This window comes from Jonesia quinghaiensis DSM 15701 (assembly GCF_000423205.1).
Taxonomy (GTDB): domain Bacteria; phylum Actinomycetota; class Actinomycetes; order Actinomycetales; family Cellulomonadaceae; genus Jonesia; species Jonesia quinghaiensis.
The window spans coordinates 113,451-133,892 of record NZ_AUHN01000004.1; the positions used below are offsets into that span (position 1 = coordinate 113,451).

The 20,442-nt window shown below is 54.9% G+C and carries 23 protein-coding genes; 2 read left to right on the plus strand and 21 right to left on the minus strand.

Translation table 11 applies throughout. The annotated features are described in order from the left end of the window. Positions 1 to 151 precede the first annotated feature (151 nt). The 6 genes from G538_RS0100575 to G538_RS0100600 form a co-directional block, all read right to left on the minus strand. Entirely contained in the window at positions 152 to 1,123 is a 972-nt protein-coding gene (locus G538_RS0100575; protein WP_029067780.1) for an ROK family protein, read from the minus strand. Beyond that, the gene (gene nagB / locus G538_RS0100580; protein ID WP_029067781.1) at positions 1,108 to 1,890 is read right to left on the minus strand and encodes a glucosamine-6-phosphate deaminase; all 783 of its coding nucleotides are present in this window, start codon (positions 1,888 to 1,890) and stop codon (positions 1,108 to 1,110) included. Before nagB ends, G538_RS0100575 begins: the two co-directional genes overlap by 16 nt. 28 nt (positions 1,891 to 1,918) lie before the next feature. Then, entirely contained in the window at positions 1,919 to 2,734 is an 816-nt protein-coding gene (locus G538_RS0100585; RefSeq protein WP_029067782.1) for a carbohydrate ABC transporter permease, read from the minus strand. Next, positions 2,731 to 3,723, minus strand: a complete 993-nt coding sequence (locus G538_RS0100590; RefSeq protein ID WP_029067783.1) for a carbohydrate ABC transporter permease — start codon at positions 3,721 to 3,723, stop codon at positions 2,731 to 2,733. Before G538_RS0100590 ends, G538_RS0100585 begins: the two co-directional genes overlap by 4 nt. Positions 3,724 to 3,803: 80 nt before the next feature. Then, positions 3,804 to 5,030: an extracellular solute-binding protein gene (locus G538_RS0100595; protein ID WP_029067784.1), complete on the minus strand. Its 1,227-nt coding sequence runs from the start codon at positions 5,028 to 5,030 to the stop codon at positions 3,804 to 3,806. A gap of 68 nt (positions 5,031 to 5,098) precedes the next feature. Further along, positions 5,099 to 6,256 carry an ROK family transcriptional regulator gene (locus G538_RS0100600; RefSeq protein WP_029067785.1) on the minus strand — a complete coding sequence of 386 codons (1,158 nt, stop codon included), beginning with the start codon at positions 6,254 to 6,256 and terminating at the stop codon, positions 5,099 to 5,101. Positions 6,257 to 6,344: 88 nt separating this feature from the next. On the opposite strand from G538_RS0100600, the gene G538_RS14315 reads away from it, so the two are divergent. Then, positions 6,345 to 7,832: a family 20 glycosylhydrolase gene (locus G538_RS14315; RefSeq protein WP_051196412.1), complete on the plus strand. Its 1,488-nt coding sequence runs from the start codon at positions 6,345 to 6,347 to the stop codon at positions 7,830 to 7,832. Here the strand turns inward: G538_RS14315 and G538_RS0100610 are convergent. From G538_RS0100610 to G538_RS0100625, 4 genes are read right to left on the minus strand one after another with little or no spacing between them, the layout of a single operon-like run. Then, positions 7,829 to 8,365 (minus strand): hypothetical protein, encoded by a 537-nt coding sequence (locus tag G538_RS0100610; RefSeq protein ID WP_157544240.1) that lies wholly within the window; start codon positions 8,363 to 8,365, stop codon positions 7,829 to 7,831. The two genes, G538_RS14315 and G538_RS0100610, sit on opposite strands and share 4 nt — an antisense overlap. Next, entirely contained in the window at positions 8,359 to 8,919 is a 561-nt protein-coding gene (locus tag G538_RS0100615) for a hypothetical protein (protein WP_157544241.1), read from the minus strand. Before G538_RS0100615 ends, G538_RS0100610 begins: the two co-directional genes overlap by 7 nt. Next, positions 8,916 to 9,455 carry a hypothetical protein gene (locus G538_RS0100620; protein WP_157544242.1) on the minus strand — a complete coding sequence of 180 codons (540 nt, stop codon included), beginning with the start codon at positions 9,453 to 9,455 and terminating at the stop codon, positions 8,916 to 8,918. The genes G538_RS0100615 and G538_RS0100620 overlap by 4 nt, the downstream gene beginning before the upstream one ends. A gap of 58 nt (positions 9,456 to 9,513) precedes the next feature. Continuing rightward, positions 9,514 to 10,221: a hypothetical protein gene (locus G538_RS0100625; protein ID WP_029067789.1), complete on the minus strand. Its 708-nt coding sequence runs from the start codon at positions 10,219 to 10,221 to the stop codon at positions 9,514 to 9,516. 297 nt (positions 10,222 to 10,518) lie between these two features. Between G538_RS0100625 and G538_RS17850 the strand changes: the two genes are divergently transcribed. Continuing rightward, on the plus strand, positions 10,519 to 10,803 hold the full coding sequence (locus tag G538_RS17850; protein WP_157544243.1) for a hypothetical protein: 285 nt from the start codon (positions 10,519 to 10,521) through the stop codon (positions 10,801 to 10,803). Positions 10,804 to 10,838: 35 nt separating this feature from the next. Here the strand turns inward: G538_RS17850 and G538_RS0100635 are convergent, their stop codons facing one another. The 11 genes from G538_RS0100635 to G538_RS0100695 all read right to left on the minus strand — a co-directional run bounded on the left by G538_RS0100635 (position 10,839) and on the right by G538_RS0100695 (position 19,904). Further along, the gene (locus tag G538_RS0100635) at positions 10,839 to 11,432 is read right to left on the minus strand and encodes a hypothetical protein (protein ID WP_029067791.1); all 594 of its coding nucleotides are present in this window, start codon (positions 11,430 to 11,432) and stop codon (positions 10,839 to 10,841) included. A 185-nt stretch (positions 11,433 to 11,617) separates the two neighbouring features. Continuing rightward, positions 11,618 to 12,379: a hypothetical protein gene (locus tag G538_RS0100640; protein WP_029067792.1), complete on the minus strand. Its 762-nt coding sequence runs from the start codon at positions 12,377 to 12,379 to the stop codon at positions 11,618 to 11,620. Positions 12,380 to 13,182: 803 nt separating this feature from the next. Further along, on the minus strand, positions 13,183 to 13,572 hold the full coding sequence (locus G538_RS0100650) for a hypothetical protein (protein WP_157544244.1): 390 nt from the start codon (positions 13,570 to 13,572) through the stop codon (positions 13,183 to 13,185). Between the two features lie 59 nt (positions 13,573 to 13,631). Continuing rightward, entirely contained in the window at positions 13,632 to 14,090 is a 459-nt protein-coding gene (locus tag G538_RS0100655) for a hypothetical protein (protein ID WP_157544245.1), read from the minus strand. 135 nt (positions 14,091 to 14,225) lie between these two features. After that, the gene (locus G538_RS0100660; RefSeq protein WP_029067796.1) at positions 14,226 to 15,278 is read right to left on the minus strand and encodes a hypothetical protein; all 1,053 of its coding nucleotides are present in this window, start codon (positions 15,276 to 15,278) and stop codon (positions 14,226 to 14,228) included. Positions 15,279 to 15,312: 34 nt separating this feature from the next. Beyond that, positions 15,313 to 15,912, minus strand: a complete 600-nt coding sequence (locus tag G538_RS0100665; RefSeq protein ID WP_029067797.1) for a hypothetical protein — start codon at positions 15,910 to 15,912, stop codon at positions 15,313 to 15,315. A 28-nt stretch (positions 15,913 to 15,940) separates the two neighbouring features. Next, positions 15,941 to 16,618: a hypothetical protein gene (locus G538_RS0100670; protein ID WP_029067798.1), complete on the minus strand. Its 678-nt coding sequence runs from the start codon at positions 16,616 to 16,618 to the stop codon at positions 15,941 to 15,943. Between the two features lie 224 nt (positions 16,619 to 16,842). Continuing rightward, positions 16,843 to 17,421: a hypothetical protein gene (locus G538_RS0100675; RefSeq protein ID WP_029067799.1), complete on the minus strand. Its 579-nt coding sequence runs from the start codon at positions 17,419 to 17,421 to the stop codon at positions 16,843 to 16,845. A 334-nt stretch (positions 17,422 to 17,755) separates the two neighbouring features. Next, positions 17,756 to 18,334, minus strand: coding sequence for a hypothetical protein (locus tag G538_RS0100680; protein WP_029067800.1), 579 nt, complete (start codon positions 18,332 to 18,334; stop codon positions 17,756 to 17,758). Positions 18,335 to 18,975: 641 nt separating this feature from the next. Next, the gene (locus G538_RS0100690) at positions 18,976 to 19,173 is read right to left on the minus strand and encodes a hypothetical protein (protein ID WP_157544246.1); all 198 of its coding nucleotides are present in this window, start codon (positions 19,171 to 19,173) and stop codon (positions 18,976 to 18,978) included. A 278-nt stretch (positions 19,174 to 19,451) separates the two neighbouring features. Beyond that, positions 19,452 to 19,904: a hypothetical protein gene (locus G538_RS0100695; RefSeq protein WP_157544247.1), complete on the minus strand. Its 453-nt coding sequence runs from the start codon at positions 19,902 to 19,904 to the stop codon at positions 19,452 to 19,454. Positions 19,905 to 20,442 lie beyond the last annotated feature (538 nt).

Sequence of the window (20,442 nt, forward strand, 5' to 3'; positions counted from 1 at the left end):
GTTCGCCCACCTCGTGGCGGCGGGCGAAACCTGCAGGTCTACGATAGGCGGGCGGCGGGGTTTGCACATCTGCAACCCCACTACCTGCTGTGTGCTTGTGTGCCCGCACCTGTTGGGGTGTGGGTGCCCGATGTGCGCTGGGCTGGGAAGATCACACAAGCCGGTCCAGGGTGAGCAGTGCTACGCCGAGCACTCCTGCGCGTTGGCCGAGTTCAGCGGTGACGATGTGGGGGACGTGGGTGACGCGTGTTTGTTCGGTGAGGTGGCGGCGTACGGCGTCGGTGAGAACCCGCCCGGCTTGGGATAGTCCCCCACCGATGATGATGCGGGTTGCCCCGACGGCTACGGTGACGGTGAGTAGCCCGTGGGCAAGGTAGCGGGTTGCTGATTCCCAAATGTCGCGGGCGAGTTGGTCTGTGCCGAGGTTCGCGACGACGTCTCGTGAGGTTTTTGCGTGGTCGCCGTGTGGGTCGATGCCGAGGGCGCGGCTGTATTGGTGTCCGATGGCGCGGGCGGAGCAGTACAGTTCGAGGCATCCGCGTTGCCCGCAGGCGCATGGGGGGCCGTCGAGGTTGACGGGGAGGTGCCCTATTTCTCCGGCGGGTTGTTGGGTTCCGTCGGGGAAGGTCCCCCCGGTGATGAGGTGCCCGGCGGTGGTGATGGTTGCGGCGATGCCGGTGCCGAGGAAGATCGCGATGACGTCGTCGGCTCCGCGCCCTGCGCCGAGGCGTTGTTCGGCGGTGCCTGCTGCGGTGACGTCGTGGGTGAGGTACACGGGGATGCCGGTTGCTGCGTGTATTTCTGCGGCGATATTCCGGTTGACCCACCCGAGGTTGGATGCCATGCGCACGATGCCCGCCTCGGTGTCGAGTACCCCTGGCACTCCTAGCCCGATGGCTGCGACGAGGGTGCGTTGGTCTGGGGGTAGGGCATCGAGGAGGTGGTGGCACAGGGTGATGATGGTGGTGACTGCCCCGTCCCCGTCGTTGGTGGGGGTGGGCAGTGATGCTTGGGCTAGTGGTGCGGAGAAGGTGGCGTTGCCCCAGCGCAGGACTTCACCGCGGCTGTTTGTGCCGCCTATGTCGAGGGCTACCACAAGCGTGTCGGTTACAACCTCTGCCATGACGGTTTCCGCTCGTAGGAGGTGCGGTAGTAGTCGGCGTGCTGCAGTTTCGCTGCTGCCGCCTCATCGATGAGGATAGTGGCCCGGTTGTGGAGTTGCAGGACGGACCCGGGGCAGGCGGCGGTCAGTGGCCCTTCAATCATGGCGGCTACGGCATCGGCTTTGGCTTGGCCGGTGGCGATGAGGACGACGTGGCGGGCTTCGAGGATGGTCCCTAACCCTTGGGTGAGTGCGTGGATGGGCACGTCGTTGAGGGTGTCGAAGAACCTGGCGTTGTCTTGGCGGGTTTGGTTGGTGAGGGTTTTGATGCGGGTGCGTGAGCGCAGTGATGAGCCGGGTTCGTTGAAGGCGATGTGGCCGTCTGTTCCGATCCCCAGGATTTGCACGTCGATGCCCCCGGCTGCGGTGATGTCTTGTTCGTAGCGTTCCCCTGCGGTGGTGATGCGGGTGAGGTCGCCGTCTGGTGAGTGGACGGCGGTGTCGGGGATGTCGATGTGTGTGGTGAGTTCTTCGCGGATGACCTGGTGGTAGGACTGGGGGTGGTCGGGGGGTAGGCCAACGTATTCGTCGAGGGTGAATGCGGTGGCGTGGGCGAAGCTGAGGTTGTCGGTGCGGTGCAGGCGGATCAGTTCAGCGTAGATGGGGAGCGGTGATGAGCCGGTTGCTAACCCGAGGACGGGGTGGGGTTCGGTGCGCAGGGTGTCGGTGATGACACTGGCTGCGAGGCGTGCGAGTTGTTCGGGTGATTCGTGAATGACGATTTCCACGGGTGGTGGCCTTTCGTGCTTTTGGGGGCTAGCCCTTGACTGCGCCGGACACCAAACCTGATGTCATGCGGCCTTGGACGAGCATGAAGAAGATGATGACGGGCAGGGCGACGAGCACGGACCCTGCCATAACTCCTGGCCAGTCGGTGGCTTGGTTGGATTGGATGGCTAGTCCGCGCAACCACAGGGGCAGGGTTTTGGTGGAGGGGTTCATGATGACGGTGGCGAGGGTGAATTCGTTCCAGGCTTGGAGGAACGCGTATACCCCTGAGGCGACGAGCCCTGGTGCCAGCAGTGGGAAGGTGATGCGGAAGAACGCTGAGGTTCGGGAGCATCCGTCGATCATGGCGGCTTGTTCGAGGTCGGCGGGGATGCCGTCAACGAATCCGCGGAGCATCCACACGGTGAAGGGCAGGACAGCTGCGACGTAGAGCAGTGAGAGACCTGCGACGGAGTTGAGGAGCCCCCAGCCTTGGAGCATTTTGTATTGGGAAATGAACAGGGCCTCGGCGGGGATCATTTGCACAATCAAAATGGTGAGGATGAACCCTTTGCGCCCGGCGAATCGGAACCGTGACACCGCGAGCGCTGCGAGGAACGCGAAGATCAGTGCCACGACCACAACGAGGAGGGTGACGCGCAGTGACAGGAACAGGGAGTTCATGAAACTGGGGGTCAGGACGCGGCTGAAGGCGGAGAAGTCGCCTCCGAAGGGCACGAATGTGGGTGTGGTGCTGCGTGATTGGGATGCGGGCAGGAAAGCGGTGTTGACCATCCAGTAGACGGGGAAGATCCACAGCAACGCCAGGATGATGCCGAGGGTGTTGGCGAGGCGCTTACTCATGCGTCTGCCTCCTTGAACAGTGAGCGCACATACCCTGAGGTAATGACGAGGGTGAGGATGAGGACGAAGAGTGCCACCGCGGAGGCGAGGCCGTAGTCGGATTGGGAGATGCCGAGGCGGTAGATGAATGTGCCGAGTAGGTCTGTTTTGGAGGCGAGGCCACCGGCGCCTTGCAGGTAGAAAATTTGGGTGAAGACGCGCAGGTCCCAAATGATTTGGAGGACGGTGACGACGGAGAGTACGGGCATGATGGTGGGGAGCACGATGTGCCGGAAGCGTTGCCACCCGCCTGCGCCGTCGAGGGCGGCAGCTTCGAGGACTTCTTCGCTGACTTGGGTCAGGGCGGAGTACACGGAGAACACCACGAAGGGCACGGACATCCATACCACGATGACGGTCGCGACGAAGAAGAAGGATAGCGGGTTGGTGAGCCAGGAGTGGCCAGTGTAGTCCAACCCGAGTTGGGTGAGGAGCCAGTTGATGACCCCGTATTCGGAGTTGAATAACCATTCCCACACGGTCATCGCTGCGATGACGGGCATTGCCCAGGCGAACAGCAGTGAGGTGGATAGTGCGATGCGCACACCTGTGGAGAGTTTTGTCATTAGGGTGGCGAGCGCGGTGCCAATGACCATGGTCAGTGATGCGTTGACGAAGCAGAACGCGATGGATCGGGCGATGACGGTCCAGATCGCCGGGTCGGTGAGTAGGGTGCGGTAGTTGGCGAACCCCACCCATTCTGGCGGTGCGGTGCCAAGTTGTTGTGCTAGCCCAAACCCTTGGAAGGACATGATGATTTGGCGGCCTAGGGGGTAGGCCAACGCTAAGATCAGGGCGATGATGACGGGTAGGAGCAGCAGGTAGGGGCCGATGCTGCGGCGGGTTGCCCTGGTGGGTAGGTCCTCGATCCGGTGTCCAAGGTGGACAGGGTATGGCGCTCGAGGGGGCGCTGCCGGGGGCACGACTGAGTCGCTGGCCACGTTCGGCATGGTTCCTCCTGTGACAAGGGCCGCCGGGCGGGCCGGGGTACGGGGAGGTCAGTCCCCGACCCGCGCGGCGGGAGTGTGGGCTAGTTCAGAGCGCTGGTGATGATCTCGTCGTATTTAGCGGCGATTTCTGCGACGTCGCCTCCGTTGGCGATTTCGAAGAACATCTCTTCCATTGTTTTGGTTTCTTCGAACGCAGCCCATTGTGGTGATGCTGGGGTGATTTTGCCGTCTGCTGCTGCGGCAGCGGAGGCTTCTTTCACGGGGTCTCCGGCAGCGAGGTCAGCGTGCTGCGGGTAGATGGTGGTCAGGCCAGCTTCTGCGAGGATCAGTTGGTAGTCCTCGGAGAGCATGAGTTTCATGACTTGTTGGGCACCGGTTTGGTTGTCTGATGCTGCTGAAATACCGATGTTTGACCCGCCAAGGAACACGGGTGCTGCCCCGCCTTCAGCGCCGGGTAGGGCAAATGCGGACCATTGGTCGAGTTCGATGAGTCCGGCAGCCCACCCTGGGGCGATGAACATGGATGCGCGGCCTTCGTTGAAGGGCACCCAGGTGTCAGCGTCGGTGGCGTCTTTGGGGGCTTGAGTTCCGGTTTGGTAGAGCTCTTGCACGGCTTCCAGTCCGGCAAGGGACTCTGGGGAGGAGAGTTGCCCAACCCATTGGTCACCGTCATAGGTGGCGATGTTGCCGCCGTAGGCGAAGAGCCAGGAGATGGCGTTACGCCAGTCTTGACCACCAAGGTAGAACCCGGAGTGTCCGTCTTTGTTGAGTGAGGCTGCTAGTTCGGTGAGGTCCTCGAGTGTTTCGGGGGCTTCGTCAACGTCAGCGGCGTCGTAGAACACAACGCGAGAACCGGCGTAGTAGGGCGCAGCGTACAGGGTGTCTTCAACGGACCCGCCTTCCACCATGCCTTGCAGGGCGAGGCTGTCGCCGCCGAGCTCGTCCCATAGTGGTGTGATGTCAGCGAACCCGCCAGCGTGGGTGAACGCTTGGACTTGGGTGTTGCCCAGTTCCACAATGTCTGGGGTTTGGGAGGTGTCTCCCAGTGTTGTGGTGACTCGGGATAGCAGGTCTCCCCAGCCGATGCGTTCCACAGTGACGTCGATGTCGTATTGGGCTTTCGCTTCGGTTTTGAGCCAGGTGACGGCTGGTTCTGGGGTGTCTGTTTCACCGGCTAACCAGACGGTGATTTCCCCGCCTTGTTCGCTGCCGGTTGCGTCGGGTTCTTCGGTGGTGCTTTCGCTGGAGCAGGCGGTTAATGCCAGGGTTGAGGCTAGTGCGAGTGCAGCCATGCGGGAGAACTTCATGGGTGGTGTCCTTTCAGGTCGCGTGGTGAAGGACTGTCACGTGGGTGGGAATCGTGAAGTGTTGCAGGTTATGACAGTCCGAGTTCACCGGCTAAGACGTGGGCTGCGGCGCCGTGGATGACACCGTCATGCCCGAGGGCAGATAGCCGAATCACAACGTCACGGTCCATGAAGTGGCTCGTGGTGGCGTGGACGGCTTCTTGTGTTGCGGTGAGGAATTCCTGGGTGAGGAGGTCCTCGGGGCCGAGCAGGGCAACATCAAAGATCCCTAGTGCTTGGGTCACTGGGGCGATGATGCGGCCTAGTTGTTGCCCTGCGGTAGTGAGTTCGCGGGCCACCTGGTCAGGTGCGCATCCTTCGATGCGGGCCCTGAGTTTCGGGGCCGCGAGGTACGCCTCGAGGCATCCGGTGCGGCCACAGGAGCACGGCACGTTGTCATCACTGATGCGCACGTGGCCGATTTCCCCTGCGGTGCCTTCCGGCCCGCGCAGCAGGTGGGAGTCGCACAGAATCCCCGCACCCACACCATGCCCGATTTGCACGAGCATGAGGCCGGTGGCGTCCCCCGCCCCGAAGGTACTTTCCGCGAGGACAGCGGTGTCAGCGTCGTTGGCTACGTACGCGGGAACACCTAACTCACGGTGGAGTACCTCAGCAAGGTTGAGGTCTCGCCAACCAAGGTTTGGTGCGTTGCGCACCACCCCTTCGGCGCTGACGATACCGGGGGTCCCCACCCCTAAACCGACCACGGGAGAGGTGGTTGAGGTGATGAGTTTTTTGGCGAGGGTGATGACCTTGGCTAGGGCATCGTCGCCTTTGTGCTCATCAAGGGTGAGAGCTTCGCGGTGGATGATGTCTCCACTCAGTGTGGTTACTGCCCCTCGGAACTCGGTTTCTCTGGACAGGTCGAGGCACACAATGGCGTGTGACTCGTAGTCCACAGTGACGAGTGTGGCTGGTTTACCCACTCGTGTTCCGGGGCGGGTGCCAACCTCGCGAACGAGGCTGCGGTCGAGGAGGTCAGTGACCACGTCGGAGACGGTGACACGGGTGAGCCCGGTGGCGCGGGCAAGGTCTGCCCGGCTTTTGGGGTCCGATTTGTACAGGTGGGTGAGCAGCAGGGTGCGGTGCAGGTGCCGCACATCTGCTGGGAGAACTTTGGTTGATTCCGCGCCGGTGCGGGTTTGTGTTGCTCGCCGCCCTGTACTTGTCGTGATCCGTGCCATAAAGTAAGTACACCTTACTTACTAATTAACGTCAAGGCCGCTCCACACCAGATTGCGTTACGGTTTCATCACGACCAAGGAGGCAACGATGCCCACCCACATCATCCCCACACCCCAACACCTCACCAGCGACAACACCCCCCTGCCACCACTCACACCAGCCGAACACGCCGCGCTCGCTGAGTGCCTCAACGGGTGGGCGCCACACGCCGCCACCCACCTCCTCACCACCTACACCCCCTCCCCCACCACGGCCGCAACAGGTCATGCTGATGGGACAGTTACGGGCATCGGGCACACGGCACCCGCCGCGCCGCTTCGCACAGTCAGCGCAACCCATGACCGTTCCCTCCCCGCTGAGAGTTTTGAGCTCACCGCAACACGGGAGCGCATCGACCTGACTGCCGCTGACCCAGCTGGCGCCTTTTACGGCGTGAACGCCCTGATCCAGGCGTTACGCACCCCCGGCGCGGAAGGTTTCACAGCACGCAGCGCACCCACCTACCCCACACGCGGGGTGATGCTTGACGTAGCGCGGCACTTTTTCGGTGTGGACACCATCACCAGTGTTATTGATGTGGCCAGCGCCTACGGGCTGAACCGCCTGCACCTGCACCTGAGCGACGACCAGGGGTGGCGCATCGAAATTGACGGGCACCCGGCGCTCACGGAACGGGCATCCGCTAACGATGTGGATGGCGGGGCGGGCGGGTACCTCACCCTCGCGGATTACGAGGCGATCCAACGATACGCCGCCGCGCACGCCATGACCGTTGTGCCGGAGATTGACCTGCCAGGCCACACACACGCCCTGCAAGTCGCCTACCCTCAGGTGTCACCGGATGGGAAACCGCGTGAACCCTATGCGGGGATTGATGTGGGGTTCTCGTGGGTGAACCTGACCGCCGACGCCACGTGGGAACTCCTTGATGACATTGTGGGCAGCTTGGCGCGCACCACCCACGGCGAATACTTGCATGTGGGCGGGGATGAGGTGAAGCAGGTTTCCCGCCCCGAGTATGAACAGTTCATGGGCAGGCTCGGTGAACTGGTCGCGGCGCACGGCAAAAAACTTGTGGTGTGGCAAGAGGCGGCAGGCTCCCCCCTGCCTGAGGGAACCCAGGTGCAGTATTGGACGCACGAATTCAACCAAGACAACCTGGCGCACCTTGCTCACACTGCTGAACACACCGGTGTTGAGGTGATTGCGTCACCGGCTTACCACACCTACCTTGACCTGAAACCGGTCCCTGACTTTCCGTTGGGGTTAACGTGGGCGGGGCTTGTACCGTTGCGGGCCGCGTACGAGTGGACGCCCGCCGCGGCGATGCCGGTTATCCCCAGCCACTTAATCACAGGTGTGGAGACGTGCCTGTGGACAGAAACAATCCGCACCCCACATGACATCATGACGATGCTCCTACCGCGCCTACCCGCAGTCGCAAGCGTCGCATGGGGGGCACCCGTGGACTACCCCAGTTTCGTGACCAGCATCGCCACCCACCAACACACCTGGTGGCACCCCAACGGCTGGGCCCACTACGCCGACCCCGACGTTCCCTGGGTGCAGCGTTAATCACTGAGGGCTTGACGCTGGCGGCGTAGGGGGCGCTGGGGGCATATGGGGCGTTGGGGATGCTGCGTGTTTGGTTTGTACCCTTTGATGCGTTGTGGTGCCACGGCGTGAATGTCTTCAACCAATTGGTTGAGGTGCTTCCTTGGCATGAACGCGAAATCTAAGGTGCGATATTCACCGTTGCTGCGCTTCAATCGGATAGTCAGGACTCGGATCTTTTTTGGCCCGTCACCGATGAGGACCCACCCGCCGTCCCAACGTTCCTCAGTCAACGATGAAATGTTTGATACCGGAACACGATGCCGCTTGAACCACACGCGGTACTCCAGTGTGTGATCGTGGAGAATCAGCATGACACTCAGCGCGTTTGCGAAGTGGACTAAACAAAAGACAGTCGCGGCACCACCAATCACTGAGAAGAGGACATCTTCAGCGGAAATGGCTACGACGGTGCCACCGGTTGTTGAGGCTCCCACTACGGTCCACCACGGCACAGTCCAGCGTTTCGAATACGCGGCCCAGTTTCTTACCATGTGTGAGTCGCTGCCCCCTCGGTCCTGTCTCTTACACGAACCTCCACTTGTTCTGCCCAGAACCGATAGATCATCAGGTTCGTGGAGAACTCAACATTTTTCTGCCAATCAGGATTCGGCTCAATATCGAGATGATATGAACCAAAAACGAACCGAACAAACTCGATATTTGGGGGCACGGGCAGCGGCGTTTCGTCTGCATCCGGCACGGCCACAAGGTTCCGGATTCCCGAGAACTGAAAGTCTATGATGTCGCCGGATTCGCACTCTCGAAAGGCGATACGGAAAACGCTTTTCTCGAACAACCATGAATATTCAATGAGTTTAGCGTCGTTGTAAAGATCAATCCTCCCTCGGCCTGTGATGTCCACCGAGATGAAATCAGAGGGATCTTCACGAACCTCAAACCCTTTGAGTGTTATTTCTTCCACTCGCCGAGTGGCCCGGTTCCCTGCAGTTGCCCCACCCTCAGTGAGTGCTTTGGTTGCGCGGCCCGATCTCATCTGCTCTCCATCCTCGTTGAGTACAGCAAACTGTGGTTGAGTTACGGTCACCAGAGGTACCACCACAAGCTCCTGCGCCCCTCCTCTGGCTCCTCTTCTTCCTCAACATCAAGTTCAGGATCAGGTTGGTCTCGTTGAACAACGAGTTGTTCATACATTCCCGGTTTTAAGGGCCACCACCACAAACAAGCGATGCCCACAACAATAGCTACCGTCGAAAACGCGGTATAACCCCACATAATATTTGAGGGAAGCTCATACGTTGTAAGTATCGGGTTCACACCCGCACATGTAGCGGCCAGAAGAGTGAACAGCACGAACACAGCCCACCACTTCCTGTCACGCACCCGCCGCCACAACCAGCTGCGCCGTTCCAACTCAAGAACCACGGCTAAGCCCCACACAAGCATCAGAAGGTATAGGAAAGCCATCGAGACCAAAGAAAAAGACTCCGCGAAGGGCCCTGTCCAGGTAAACAAAACACCAAACGATGAAGGGACAAAAAGAACACCAAAATACAGTGACGGCAGAACCCGGCGCACACGGGGACGCTCAACGGAACCGCTGGTAGTGGAGTCATTACTCAAAGAAGGATTACCCTTTCGTTAACACGTTCAACCGTGGCGCAACGTAGCGCTGTATCCACTACTTGGTTGGAAACAAGCCACTCGTGGGGAGCAATCCGCGAGTGAGGCAGTCGTGGTCCTGGTACGGAGCTAGGCTGATCGAGCGCGTAATCTCGTCACACAAAGCTAACGATGCTTTGGCTGGCCTGATGAGCCCAAGCATCGGGAGTTCTTTCCCGTTGAGTAGGTGCAGAGTTGGCATGGCATCAACTGCCTCAAAAAGCGACGATTCTTTGTCATGTTCTTGCCACGGGGATACTGCGTGGACTTGGTGCGTGGGGATCTTTCGGGTACGGAACACCCCACGGTACGTGAGGTGACCGTTCTCAATAGACGCTGAGACACGAGGCAGGCGAATAGCCGCAACAACGAGGGGTGCGGTTGACAACACGAAAGCCACAGCACCTGCGGTTTGTGGCACGTCCCCGACCAAGTATGTGTACGTGGACACTCCCAGTATCATCGCCAACAATGCATAAGCACCAAGCCGCGACCGGGTAAGTGCAGTGACTTTCTTGAACTCCCCTGCTTCATGGCTGCTGCCACTCGCGGCACAGCGGTTTATCACTCTTCTATGGAGGAGTGGGAGCACTGTACCCATCAGTACACTGGCACCTACCAGCCCGAGAAGCACAATCAATCCAAAGACATTAGCTATGACCGACTCCGAGTTTGTCACCAACTGGTGAACCCAAAAGATGGCAAAGTAGTAGATGAGCGCCTTCATGTACACACCTTATGGCATCAGATGTTAGGTTCCCGACGCATGAGGAGAAGCGCAGTAGATGGAGGCACTACAGATGAGACGGGGAGCGTGAGGGTGGGCGATTCTAAAAACTGGGCACATTACTCGCGCAGGTTTACGACTATCTATCACCTATTACCGTTGCTCACTGGAATCTTTTGTGTCCAATACATCGAGGAGTCGTGGTTCTGGTTATTCGGGGGAGCCATTCTTGCGGCTTATTCACTTATCCACATTTTAGTTGCACAGTTAGCTGTTGTGAGATTGGCCGAGGGCGGCATGGTAGTCAGGAACTATCTCCGCACAGACTTCATCCCTTACCCGGAGATCATTCGAGTGTCAGATGAACAGTGGGATGGGGCAATGATGTTTGCCGCTGGCCCTCGAAAACTTCGAGTTGTCACACTGGATAGAAAATCTCAAACGCAAGAACCCATAACACTCACACAGGCGTTCATGCCACGTCCGATGGTGGAGAGGCTGGTTGCCGAGATCGGTGAACGTAAAGGACAAACCCTCCAGCCCCTTCAAGGTGTTAAGCGAGGGTTCTGGATTCTGTGGTGAACCCGGGTGGCACACGAGATCAGCATCTCAAAGTCTCATAACTCTTGGTCAACTGGGTACCGTAGCCGATAAAACCAGATCCTCACCCAACTTCTCACAGTGGCTATACGTCCACGAATGGATCGCCGCTCTATAGCCAAAAGTTCAAGTTCAGTTTCTCTCGGGAGTCCACACATCCTGATTGAATCTAGGATGTAATCGTCATCTGCTCCGCAGGCTATTCGCTCCCTTATCTCTTTTCTTGCGCGTTCAATCCATATAGGCATGGGATATCTTTTGAATCCAACAGCATCAATAAAATTGATAACTACTCTGTTATGCACCCTCGCTTGTTCTCGAAGCCATTCGAGTGTGGGATCACAAAATTTATGATGACGAAACGACCAAATGTCTAAATAGAATTCGTAGATCACTTCCCTTCTTCCGTCATCATCAGGAGCAGATGCCCACATTGCTTTGATCAGCGAATCGGCGGAATCAACTTCCCACTTGCGCTCTTGTGTGACGCACACATACGCAGTTGACTCGTCATCGTCAAACTCCCACCGATCCCACCACACACGACCCAACTCGTGGTCGCTCATCGCAGAGAACTTTTTCTCTGCCTCGTCATAGCGTTCATCGTCCATTGTTCATCCCTCATAAATCGAGGCTTTTCACCTTCGCTGTCATTTAAAGGGAACAATAGCAGCGAAAGGTTCCTGTCCGAGACTCTTTTTATGCATCAACAGCACTGATCGATCAACTGAGGAGTAAGTTAAAGCGGCATGAACCAGCCCTCGCTGACGAATACGAGACACAAAGCCAGCTGAGGCTATTTGTCTGCGAGATTTAGGATCTCTCCGCAGGAACGCACCGTGAAGAGCTCATGCATGCGGGTGAACCAGTCGAAGCGCGTTTCACCATGCAGGATCCTCACAAACTGCTGCGCCTCAACCACAGTACGAGAGTTGAGGTTTTTATCTTTCGACCAGGGCAAAAGGAAATCGTAAAAAACGTAAGGGTGTTTACTCCGCTTTCGCGTCCACCTTTGGGGAGCGCCGAGAGGTGCCCAGTCCCACCCCCAACTACTATGTGTTGTATCTACAATCGCGCATGCAATGAACCTGCGACCGTCAAGCGTCACCCTCTTGGAACTCACCAACTCGAACTGCGGCCGATAGTAACCAATAATGTCGGAAATATCTTCATCAAATGTTTCAAACCTTGGAAGAGCAGCATGTAACTGCTCCTCACTCAACAGCCACTGCCCACTGTCCGCTTCGAGGAAATCGATGAGGTTCTTTTCATCGAGCGGCGGAGAACACATAATGTAATCCGCTGCTACACGCATCCACCATTCATCCAAGTCATCATCAACTTCCGGGACTTTCCAGCCGACGATTTCCCCACCAATCATTGATATATATCTAGGCACCCACTTACGTGATAAACCATTGAAGGTATACCATCCTCCAGAAATACTTGGATCGAACCTAACGAGCAAATCCATGCCATGGCAGGGTGCAGCAAACAGAAAATTACGTTGCCCCAGTTTCAATAAATCAAGAACTACTGCGTCATCAGGCTTTGTCATCGCAACCCTCTTTCCTAATGTAGACCAGTTCGAATAAGCGATATCAGCGACCGGGACTCGGGGTGGAATGGGCGCGTCCAAGGCGCCATTCCATCAGCGTGCACATGTATACCGCTGTCCCGCAGCATATGAAGCGCCCGCACATTATCTACTTTCTTCACGTCAGAGAACGCTACTTTCCGCAAGTGGGGCAGGGATACCAATGCCTCCACATTGAGCACTTCAGAAAACCAACTGAGATCAATGGAGGTTAGGGAAACCAACGAACGAAGCCCAGCCAGATCGATCCCCCCTCGACCAGTCAAACTCAGTTTCTCCAGGTTTTTCTGTGTGGCAAGAGCACTAAGATCCCTATCCTTTGAGATGGGCTCCAAAGCAAGTTCTGTCAATTGCCCTGCACGTGGAAGCCACGACACCCCGCCACCCGCAACATACAGGGATTTAATCGTCTGAGAATCAATGACCGATCTGTAAGACCGAGATGCCGAAATAGCCAAAGACTCTAGGTTCATTTTCGTGAAATCTATAGGAATCGTTGAGTTTATCCACAAACCCAATTCTCGCAACTCTGAAAAATCTTCAAGGAAAGAATAGTCCCCTGATGGAGCACCAACAGTGATCTCCAGACTCTTCAACGTTTTCCGGAGCGGTGACAAAAACCTTTCTGGCACAACCCCCTGGGGTAGAACTCCCACAGATATAATCTTGCCACAACGAGCGGCCCACGATATTCGCCACGCGTGTGGAAGAGTACCATCAATTAAAAACACTCTCACGTCATCACTCTCAACAGTACAAGTTCTTCAATCTTCTGTGAAATGATAGAAATCTCCAGAATCATAGTCTCTAAAAATATACTCAAGCTTCTTCCGATGTCGAGTTCTGTGTTGAACAACGTCGATGTCTCCAGCGTAGTACCGTGCGATTACCGTCAACATATCTGAAACCAGTTCTTCAAAATCATCATCAGGATACTGCGCGAACTGAAGATTCGCACAGTTATTATGGTAATAAATGAAGAGCAACTCACCTCTGCTGATGAATTCAAAGTCCTGTCGCCCAAAGGCACTCAACTTCCAGTGAAGGATGTACTTCTCTCTGATCTCAAGTTCATATTCAGCGTCGGGTAGGATTCTTTTCAACTGCGAGTCAAAAACAGCTTGAGCGAACACTAGCCACTCTTCGTTTGACATGACCATTGGTGCACCTCCACCCGGCTATTTGCCCCTTCAAGAAACGACGAGTTCCCCGTTCAGTCACGCACAACCGCGGCAGTCCTAGCATGACTCGCCAACAACTTTGGAGGGACGGTAAGCACTAGTTTCCAACGGCACAACAGCAGCGCGGCAACTTGCGTGACTTGTAGTGCATAAACCAGGTACGTCTTATCCTCGCCTATGAGGAGCGCAGTCACGACACCTGAGACGAGCAAGTTCATAATCAGAAACACCCGGACCGCTCTTGAGAGAAGCTTCCAGTCCGAGAGTCGCTTTCCTGTTTCGGCGATCCGCATTCTTAGGTCATCCCGTGACCGTAAGTCATCAATGCGGAAACGTACGGACCACACAGCAACGGCGACGACTACAGCCATCCCGCAACTGACATACTGCCCAGCGTCAGCGGAAATAAAAACAGATGCAACAAGACAAATATAGGTAAGCCCGAGGACCCAACCACCAAACGTTCGAACAGACCCCCAAGCCTCAATCATGATATCGATAATCACTGAAGCAACTTCCCTATCTACCTTGGCCTGAATACTGCTGTACGCTTCGAGCGCATCGGGAGTTGCCTTCCGAGTAAAAGGGGAAATCAACCCAACGCTACGGTGAGTTTAACAACCCGTTCACGCATCATAAGAAGGTAATTCTTTTGGAAGCGTATTCTGGCGAGCTCCGTTAGCGCACAGCTGGTCTAGCTGAACATAGGTACGCGCGGAATCACGCCGCGAATATGCAAAGAGCGCTAGATCTTTTTGTTCACCATTGTTCAACACCAGCACAGGGTGGAAGCCGCCACGCTCACCGAGGAACCCAAAGGTTTCACGGTATCGAACCGCCACAGAGTCGATCTCCGCGAGTTGCCACGTTTGCTTACGTAACCCATTGCAATAACTCACAGCCGTGTCTTGCACAGTGATTCCGAATCGGACGGCGAACCCGACAAGCACCACCCCACACAGCACAAACACATAAACAGCCCACTCCACACCAGGACTGAACGCGTCAGGGAGCGTGAGGGCAAGCAGCCCAAGCCCGACAGCACCTGCGGCCATGTTGATACGTCCATGCTTTCTGCGCCACGGGCCAGTAGGCCAGGTACCTCGAACTGCTTGGAGGGCATTGTTAAAGAGTTCTTGCTCCTTCACTCGTAGCGGAGGAACGAAACTATCGAAGTACTCTGTTTCCACCTGGGCGCAAAGTGTCGGACTCTCAATTACTCGAAAGTGGAGTTCCTCAATCAGTGCCGCGAGTGAACTTTCCTTGATGAGGAAAACATCGTTTCGTTGGTGTTCGGGATTCAGGGAAAAAAGTTCCACTAACATCTGCCTTGTATCAGGCTTGTAGGTCCAGCGTGTTACCAGCGGTGTGCCGTGTCGTGTAGCAACACCAAACTGGGCGGCGGCAGCCAACCGGTTCTTCAGTTCCCGAGCTTTGATACGAGTGGAGTTGCTTGCCAACTCCTGCCAACGCTTGACGTGCCGCCGATACTTTGACACTTTTCTGCGCTCTTGAACAATGAGAAACACTGCAATAGCGCAAGCGAAGATGAGCACTGCGTAAAGCCCTGCGTCGGCCTTACCACGCATCAGGATGACAGTGAGCACCGCAAGCACCAGTATCGCCACTGGTCGGTCCCAGTGAGCGTGAGGGCCAGGGCCTAGTTTGATTTTCGCCATGCAGACCCACCCTCACATCTGGTGCAATAAAGGTTCATTGTGGTTCGTCGCCTTGGCCTGGTTGCGGAGTTTGCTTTGTTCGGGGTGAATCCCGTTGACGGAAATCGCTTGCAAACATTTTCCAGATGGTCCAATTACTGACCCCTGGCCTATCTAGATCAGTGGGGGTGGACCATGCAGGGTTCATGATTCGGTTCATGTGGACAAGTTTTTTGTCCACCGACCACATCAACCCAGCACATGCCCTGAACGATATTTTCTCGCCGTTCTTCAAGTGAGCACCCGGCACAGTGAACAACTCACTGAGCACACCAACCACGATGTCAGCCCAGTCATCATCGCTGTCAACTATTTGGAAGAAATCGACCTGCTCAGCGGTGAACCTCTTTTTACAAAAATACGTGCGATAAACAAATACCCCATTTTTGTACCGTAGGCCCACAACAAACGATCTGACGAAGAAGTAAACCGCGGGAACAGCGATTAGCCAAAAATAAAAGTCTTGCAGGGCGTGGTCTAGATCGCCCTCAACTAGGTTACTGATCAAGATCGCGACGATGACACCCGTGACTAGGCGTAACGGGATTCGGCTAAGAAACGGTCGCCTAAAGGCGTTGAGAGTGGAGGTGTTCATCAGCGGGGGCCTGTTTCTGAGTAAGGAGTCACGGTTTACGGCAGCCGTGTTCTGGTTCCTGGGCTAGCCCCGCCCACTCGGACAGTTGGACCACTCTTTCCCACGCCAAACGGTTGTGACCTCCCAAAGCAACCAACACGATGCTGCGGCCATTCTGGAAGATGATCTCTGGGGCAGCAGAGTACTGAGGGCCCAGCCATCCGTCCTCGCTGGCGCCCTTCGCATCGGACTGGCAAATGAGGTGGATTGATGACATGGGAATATTCCAAGTACGACCCAAGCCGTAGTACTTGAGAACCCCGTTGTCAGTGACAACTTTCGTTTGAAAACTCCGGACCAAGAACCACAGCAGCGGAGCAACTGACAGTCCACAACCCACTGCACGGCGCAGATCAATGGGGGACGGAAAAGCATACAGAGCCACAATAAGTGCAATAACAATGACGTTAACTAGGCGCACAGTCCAGATCCACGAGTGTTGCGGACGGATCACGACTTTGCCGCCTGTGGTAGGCCCTCTTTGTTGCGCCTTGCACAATCTAACCCAGGATTTAAGGACTCTGTTCTTCAACTTGTGCCAGATGATGAGGCCAAGTACCCCTGTGAAGAGAAGCAATACGTAGACAATGACGTAGACGAACTTATCTTCTAAATACTCAAGAATGATGTAGCCGTACACGGCGAAGAGGTAAACGAGTAATTCCATGCCTTAAGGGCACTCCTGTCTAAGTACACTGACTCAACGCCGATGCGGCTGGAACCGATGGTATCGCACCTGGCAGGGGAACATATTGGCCTGCTTCGCCCCTGGCACGCCAATACTAGGCGTGGGCGCATTCTCTAAGTTGCTTCTGAAACACTCTTTGACTAGTTACCTTTGTTGAAGGGTTTCAGTGTGAGGGTGGGCTATCTCCTACAAGTTTTGAAGTGTCACGCATTTCGTTGCCGCTCGCGGGCTAGCATTTCCATAATTACGTTTTCGGACAACCCATAGTAGCGACAGCTCTCAAGAATCGATTCGTCACTATCTATCCGCTTTACGCCATTTTCAATGTCCTCTTGTGCCATTTTTAGCCATTTTTCATCAGGGAAGCGTTCGAAGTGTATTTCTTGGACGCCGAGCTGAACGCGAGAACTCGATGCAGCAACCCTCTCTTGAAGCCAATCAAGTATTGGATCTGTGTGTTCATGGTGAATCAAATGCCAAACCCAGAAGTGGAACTGTTCCACTACATCGATCTTTGCGTCATCGTCGAGCGCGTTGCACCACATTGCTTTAATCATTGATTCCATAGAACCAAAATCCCAAAGCCGGTCAATGATGACACTACTAATAGCCTTCGCCTCATACGTGTCCTCACGCCTACTTGCAAACCACAGAGCTGCAAGCTCTTGATCACTTAGCTTTGCATACTCTTCCTCAAGCGAGTTGAGACGGTCCCAATCGACAAAACGATCCGGCCACTTTCTACCCAACCACGCCTCAATCTTGTCCCACAATAAACCCATAAGTCCCTTTACCTCGTTTCCTACAGCGGCTTAAAGCGCTACACGCTTCGAACCCCTGCGCATATCCAGTGTGCTACAGCCCCCAAGAAACAAGCAGCCATCACCAGCCTTTGATCCCTGTACCTCCCCGCACCGGAATCCACTCCCACACCAACGAAGCACCCACCCACATGCGTGCGCAGATTCTATACGTTTACCTATCCTCAGGCGGGTTTTTCACGATCTCGAAAACACCACGCTCCTGCTTCTTCTGTAATGCAGCACCCCACATGGACAAACACATGCTGTTCTATCAAGCACGAGCGTACGAGTGATTTTTCATTCCTACAGAATGCTATTCATTCCGTCGTCGCTCGGTGGCTATCATTTCCATAATTACTTTTTCGGACAACCCATAGTAGCGACAGTCCTCAAGAATCGTCTCGTCACTGCTACCTCGCTTTATACCAGTCTCAATGTCGTCTTGTGCCGTTTTTAGCCATTCTTCATCAGAGAAGCGTTCGATGTGCATTTCTTGGACACCAAGCTGGACGCGAGAACTCGATGCAGCAACCTTCTCTTGAAGCCATTCGAGCATCGGCTCGGCGTGTTCATGGTGGATCATATGCCAAACACAGAAATGGAAGCATTCCACTACATAGATCTTCGCGTCATCGTCGAGCGCGTTACACCACATTGCTTTAATCATGGATTCCATGGAACCAAAATCCCAAAGCCGTTCAATGATGACACTAGTAATAGCCTTTGCTTCATACGTGTCCTCACGCCTACTTGCAAACCACAGAGCCGCAAACTCTTGATCACTTAGCTTTGCATACTCTTTCTCAAGCGAGTTGAGGCGGTCCCAATCGACAAAACGATTCGGCCACTTTCTACCCAACCACGCCTCAATCTTGTCCCACAACAAACCCATAAGTCCCTCTACCTCGTACCCTACAGCGAGTTAAAGCGCTACACGCTTCGTACCCCTGCGCATATCCAGTGTGCTACAGCCCTCAAGAAACAAGCAGCCATGCGCTGGTCGGCTTCCCAACACCCTTGCTTCAATTGGGGATGAGGTTACCGGCAGCAATGAGCAGTGACTACTTATTTTCGATGCCTTCTAGGTTGGTCGTCTAATAGCTGGCGTAGACACCTGAACTCAGTAGTTTGATGCAGTGGAAGAGCAGCCATCACCAGCCTTTGATTCCCGTACCTCCTCGCACCGGAATCCACTCCCACACCAGCGAAGCGCCCACCCACATGAGTGCGCCAAGTCTATACGTTTGCCTATCCTCAGGCGGGTTTTTCACGATCTCAAAAACACCACGTTCATATTTCTTATGAAATATCATATCCCAAATAATCAACCCGGTAAAAACCGAAAGACTCGCAATTAGGAACCCTTTGTGCACAGCCAACACTCCATCCCAGGATTCACCTTAATTGTTTGTCGTTCTGTCGCTTTGAATATTTGGCAACAAAAACAGAACTTTTCGGTAGACAACGGAGTGACAGTTTAAGTGAAGTCACACCTTCGGAAGCAGATTAGGTAGCGTTCATCGCATGAATGGTTTACCGATGCTTACCCTTGGGGCGATCACCAGCTTTCGCCCAGCCCACATATGCTACTACAGAGACTGCGTGACCGATTGTTATCAACCCAAACTCGAGGAACTCGCCCCACAGCATCGACTTTTCGGTCTCAACATTAAGGTCCATTCCAATCAAAGCCAGAACTAGCCCAAAAGCGAAGAGAAAATAATATCTCATGAGCACCCAAGCTTCTTTCAAAGTATATTTTTGACCTGACAAGTTCAACAATGATTTAGAACGCAACACTATAATCAAGATTTTGAACCCGGTGCTTTGCTGTCACAGTCACACGTAGACCGTGTCCAGATGCCACATGTGCAATATTAGCGTCTCCACACCGTGCAAGTACACCTCAATGAACCTTGGAGCAAGGAAATCAGGGGCCAGTCATTCTGAGCGGGCAAAGCCATGGATGCTCACCTCGACCGCTTCCAAACAGCCGTTAGAGATTCCACTCAACAGGGTGAACGATGTAGAGACAGGTTAAGAAGGTTGCTGACCATAGAAAGGAGATCACTGTTTTTTATAGGGTCAGGGCGTCGGCGCCGTGCGACTTGAGGACCAGAACTATTTTCTGCTGAACCGGTGTTCACCCAAGTATTGATTTCTTCAGCGACTTCCATATTGGCGAGCAAGTATCTGTCCGTGTTAAATAAGGTTGAATCACGGGCGAACGTATCGATCTCTGAGTGGTCATTTAAAATGACTACTATTCCATTGCCACCATCAACATGGTGGATGTAACTGCGCGGTATTGATTTTGTTGTGAACAACTCGGTGACGAGTAGCTGGGTATCATTTTTTGAAATTTCCGCAGTGGTTGCGAGCAAACCCATGACGATCATGAACGAAAGCCACGGCGTGAAATTGAGAAATTCGATATATGGTTCCCGTTCCGCCGAACTCATGAGAACGACCGTGAAAATAATGTGCGCAGTGGCCATCATCAGAAGAAGTACTAGTCTCACCACTAGGGTGACCTGCATACGTAAGTTCGAACCTCCGTCTGTAGACCGCTCTCTCATACTCATCAGGCTAGCAAGAGTTGAGTAAGAAACTGGTAGTTTTCTTTCGTCGCTTACACAAAGCCCCACGGTTTTTGGCTGCGGATATTTACAAGCCTTTGATCCCTGTACCTCCCCGCACCGGAATCCACTCCCACACCAAAGAAATACCCACACACATTAATGCGCCAAGTCTATACGTTTGCCTATCCTCAGGCGGGTTCTTGATTATCTCAAAAACACCACGTTCATATTTTTTATGAAAGATCATGTCCCAAATAATCAACCCGATAAAAACAGAAAGACTCGCAATCAAGAACCCTTTATGCATGGCTACCACCCCATCCCATCCCAAACATCACCCGAAGCGTTGGATTTTCCGTCGCCTTAGATATTAGGCAACAACAACGGGACTTTTCGGTAGACAACGAAGTGACGGCCT

Bases quoted from the DNA above. Each gene is read 5' to 3' on its own strand.
- G538_RS0100575 (WP_029067780.1), bottom strand. From the start codon at position 1,123: ATGGCAGAGGTTGTAACCGACACGCTTGTGGTAGCCCTCGACATAGGC.
- G538_RS0100585 (WP_029067782.1), bottom strand. From the start codon at position 2,734: ATGAGTAAGCGCCTCGCCAACACCCTCGGCATCATCCTGGCGTTGCTG.
- G538_RS0100590 (WP_029067783.1), bottom strand. From the start codon at position 3,723: ATGCCGAACGTGGCCAGCGACTCAGTCGTGCCCCCGGCAGCGCCCCCT.
- G538_RS0100595 (WP_029067784.1), bottom strand. From the start codon at position 5,030: ATGAAGTTCTCCCGCATGGCTGCACTCGCACTAGCCTCAACCCTGGCA.
- G538_RS0100600 (WP_029067785.1), bottom strand. From the start codon at position 6,256: ATGGCACGGATCACGACAAGTACAGGGCGGCGAGCAACACAAACCCGC.
- G538_RS14315 (WP_051196412.1), top strand. From the start codon at position 6,345: ATGCCCACCCACATCATCCCCACACCCCAACACCTCACCAGCGACAAC.
- G538_RS0100610 (WP_157544240.1), bottom strand. From the start codon at position 8,365: ATGGTAAGAAACTGGGCCGCGTATTCGAAACGCTGGACTGTGCCGTGG.
- G538_RS0100625 (WP_029067789.1), bottom strand. From the start codon at position 10,221: ATGAAGGCGCTCATCTACTACTTTGCCATCTTTTGGGTTCACCAGTTG.
- G538_RS17850 (WP_157544243.1), top strand. From the start codon at position 10,519: ATGGTAGTCAGGAACTATCTCCGCACAGACTTCATCCCTTACCCGGAG.
- G538_RS0100635 (WP_029067791.1), bottom strand. From the start codon at position 11,432: ATGGACGATGAACGCTATGACGAGGCAGAGAAAAAGTTCTCTGCGATG.
- G538_RS0100640 (WP_029067792.1), bottom strand. From the start codon at position 12,379: ATGACAAAGCCTGATGACGCAGTAGTTCTTGATTTATTGAAACTGGGG.
- G538_RS0100650 (WP_157544244.1), bottom strand. From the start codon at position 13,572: ATGTCAAACGAAGAGTGGCTAGTGTTCGCTCAAGCTGTTTTTGACTCG.
- G538_RS0100655 (WP_157544245.1), bottom strand. From the start codon at position 14,090: ATGATTGAGGCTTGGGGGTCTGTTCGAACGTTTGGTGGTTGGGTCCTC.
- G538_RS0100660 (WP_029067796.1), bottom strand. From the start codon at position 15,278: ATGGCGAAAATCAAACTAGGCCCTGGCCCTCACGCTCACTGGGACCGA.
- G538_RS0100665 (WP_029067797.1), bottom strand. From the start codon at position 15,912: ATGAACACCTCCACTCTCAACGCCTTTAGGCGACCGTTTCTTAGCCGA.
- G538_RS0100670 (WP_029067798.1), bottom strand. From the start codon at position 16,618: ATGGAATTACTCGTTTACCTCTTCGCCGTGTACGGCTACATCATTCTT.
- G538_RS0100675 (WP_029067799.1), bottom strand. From the start codon at position 17,421: ATGGGTTTATTGTGGGACAAGATTGAGGCGTGGTTGGGTAGAAAGTGG.
- G538_RS0100680 (WP_029067800.1), bottom strand. From the start codon at position 18,334: ATGGGTTTGTTGTGGGACAAGATTGAGGCGTGGTTGGGTAGAAAGTGG.
- G538_RS0100690 (WP_157544246.1), bottom strand. From the start codon at position 19,173: ATGAGATATTATTTTCTCTTCGCTTTTGGGCTAGTTCTGGCTTTGATT.
- G538_RS0100695 (WP_157544247.1), bottom strand. From the start codon at position 19,904: ATGAGTTCGGCGGAACGGGAACCATATATCGAATTTCTCAATTTCACG.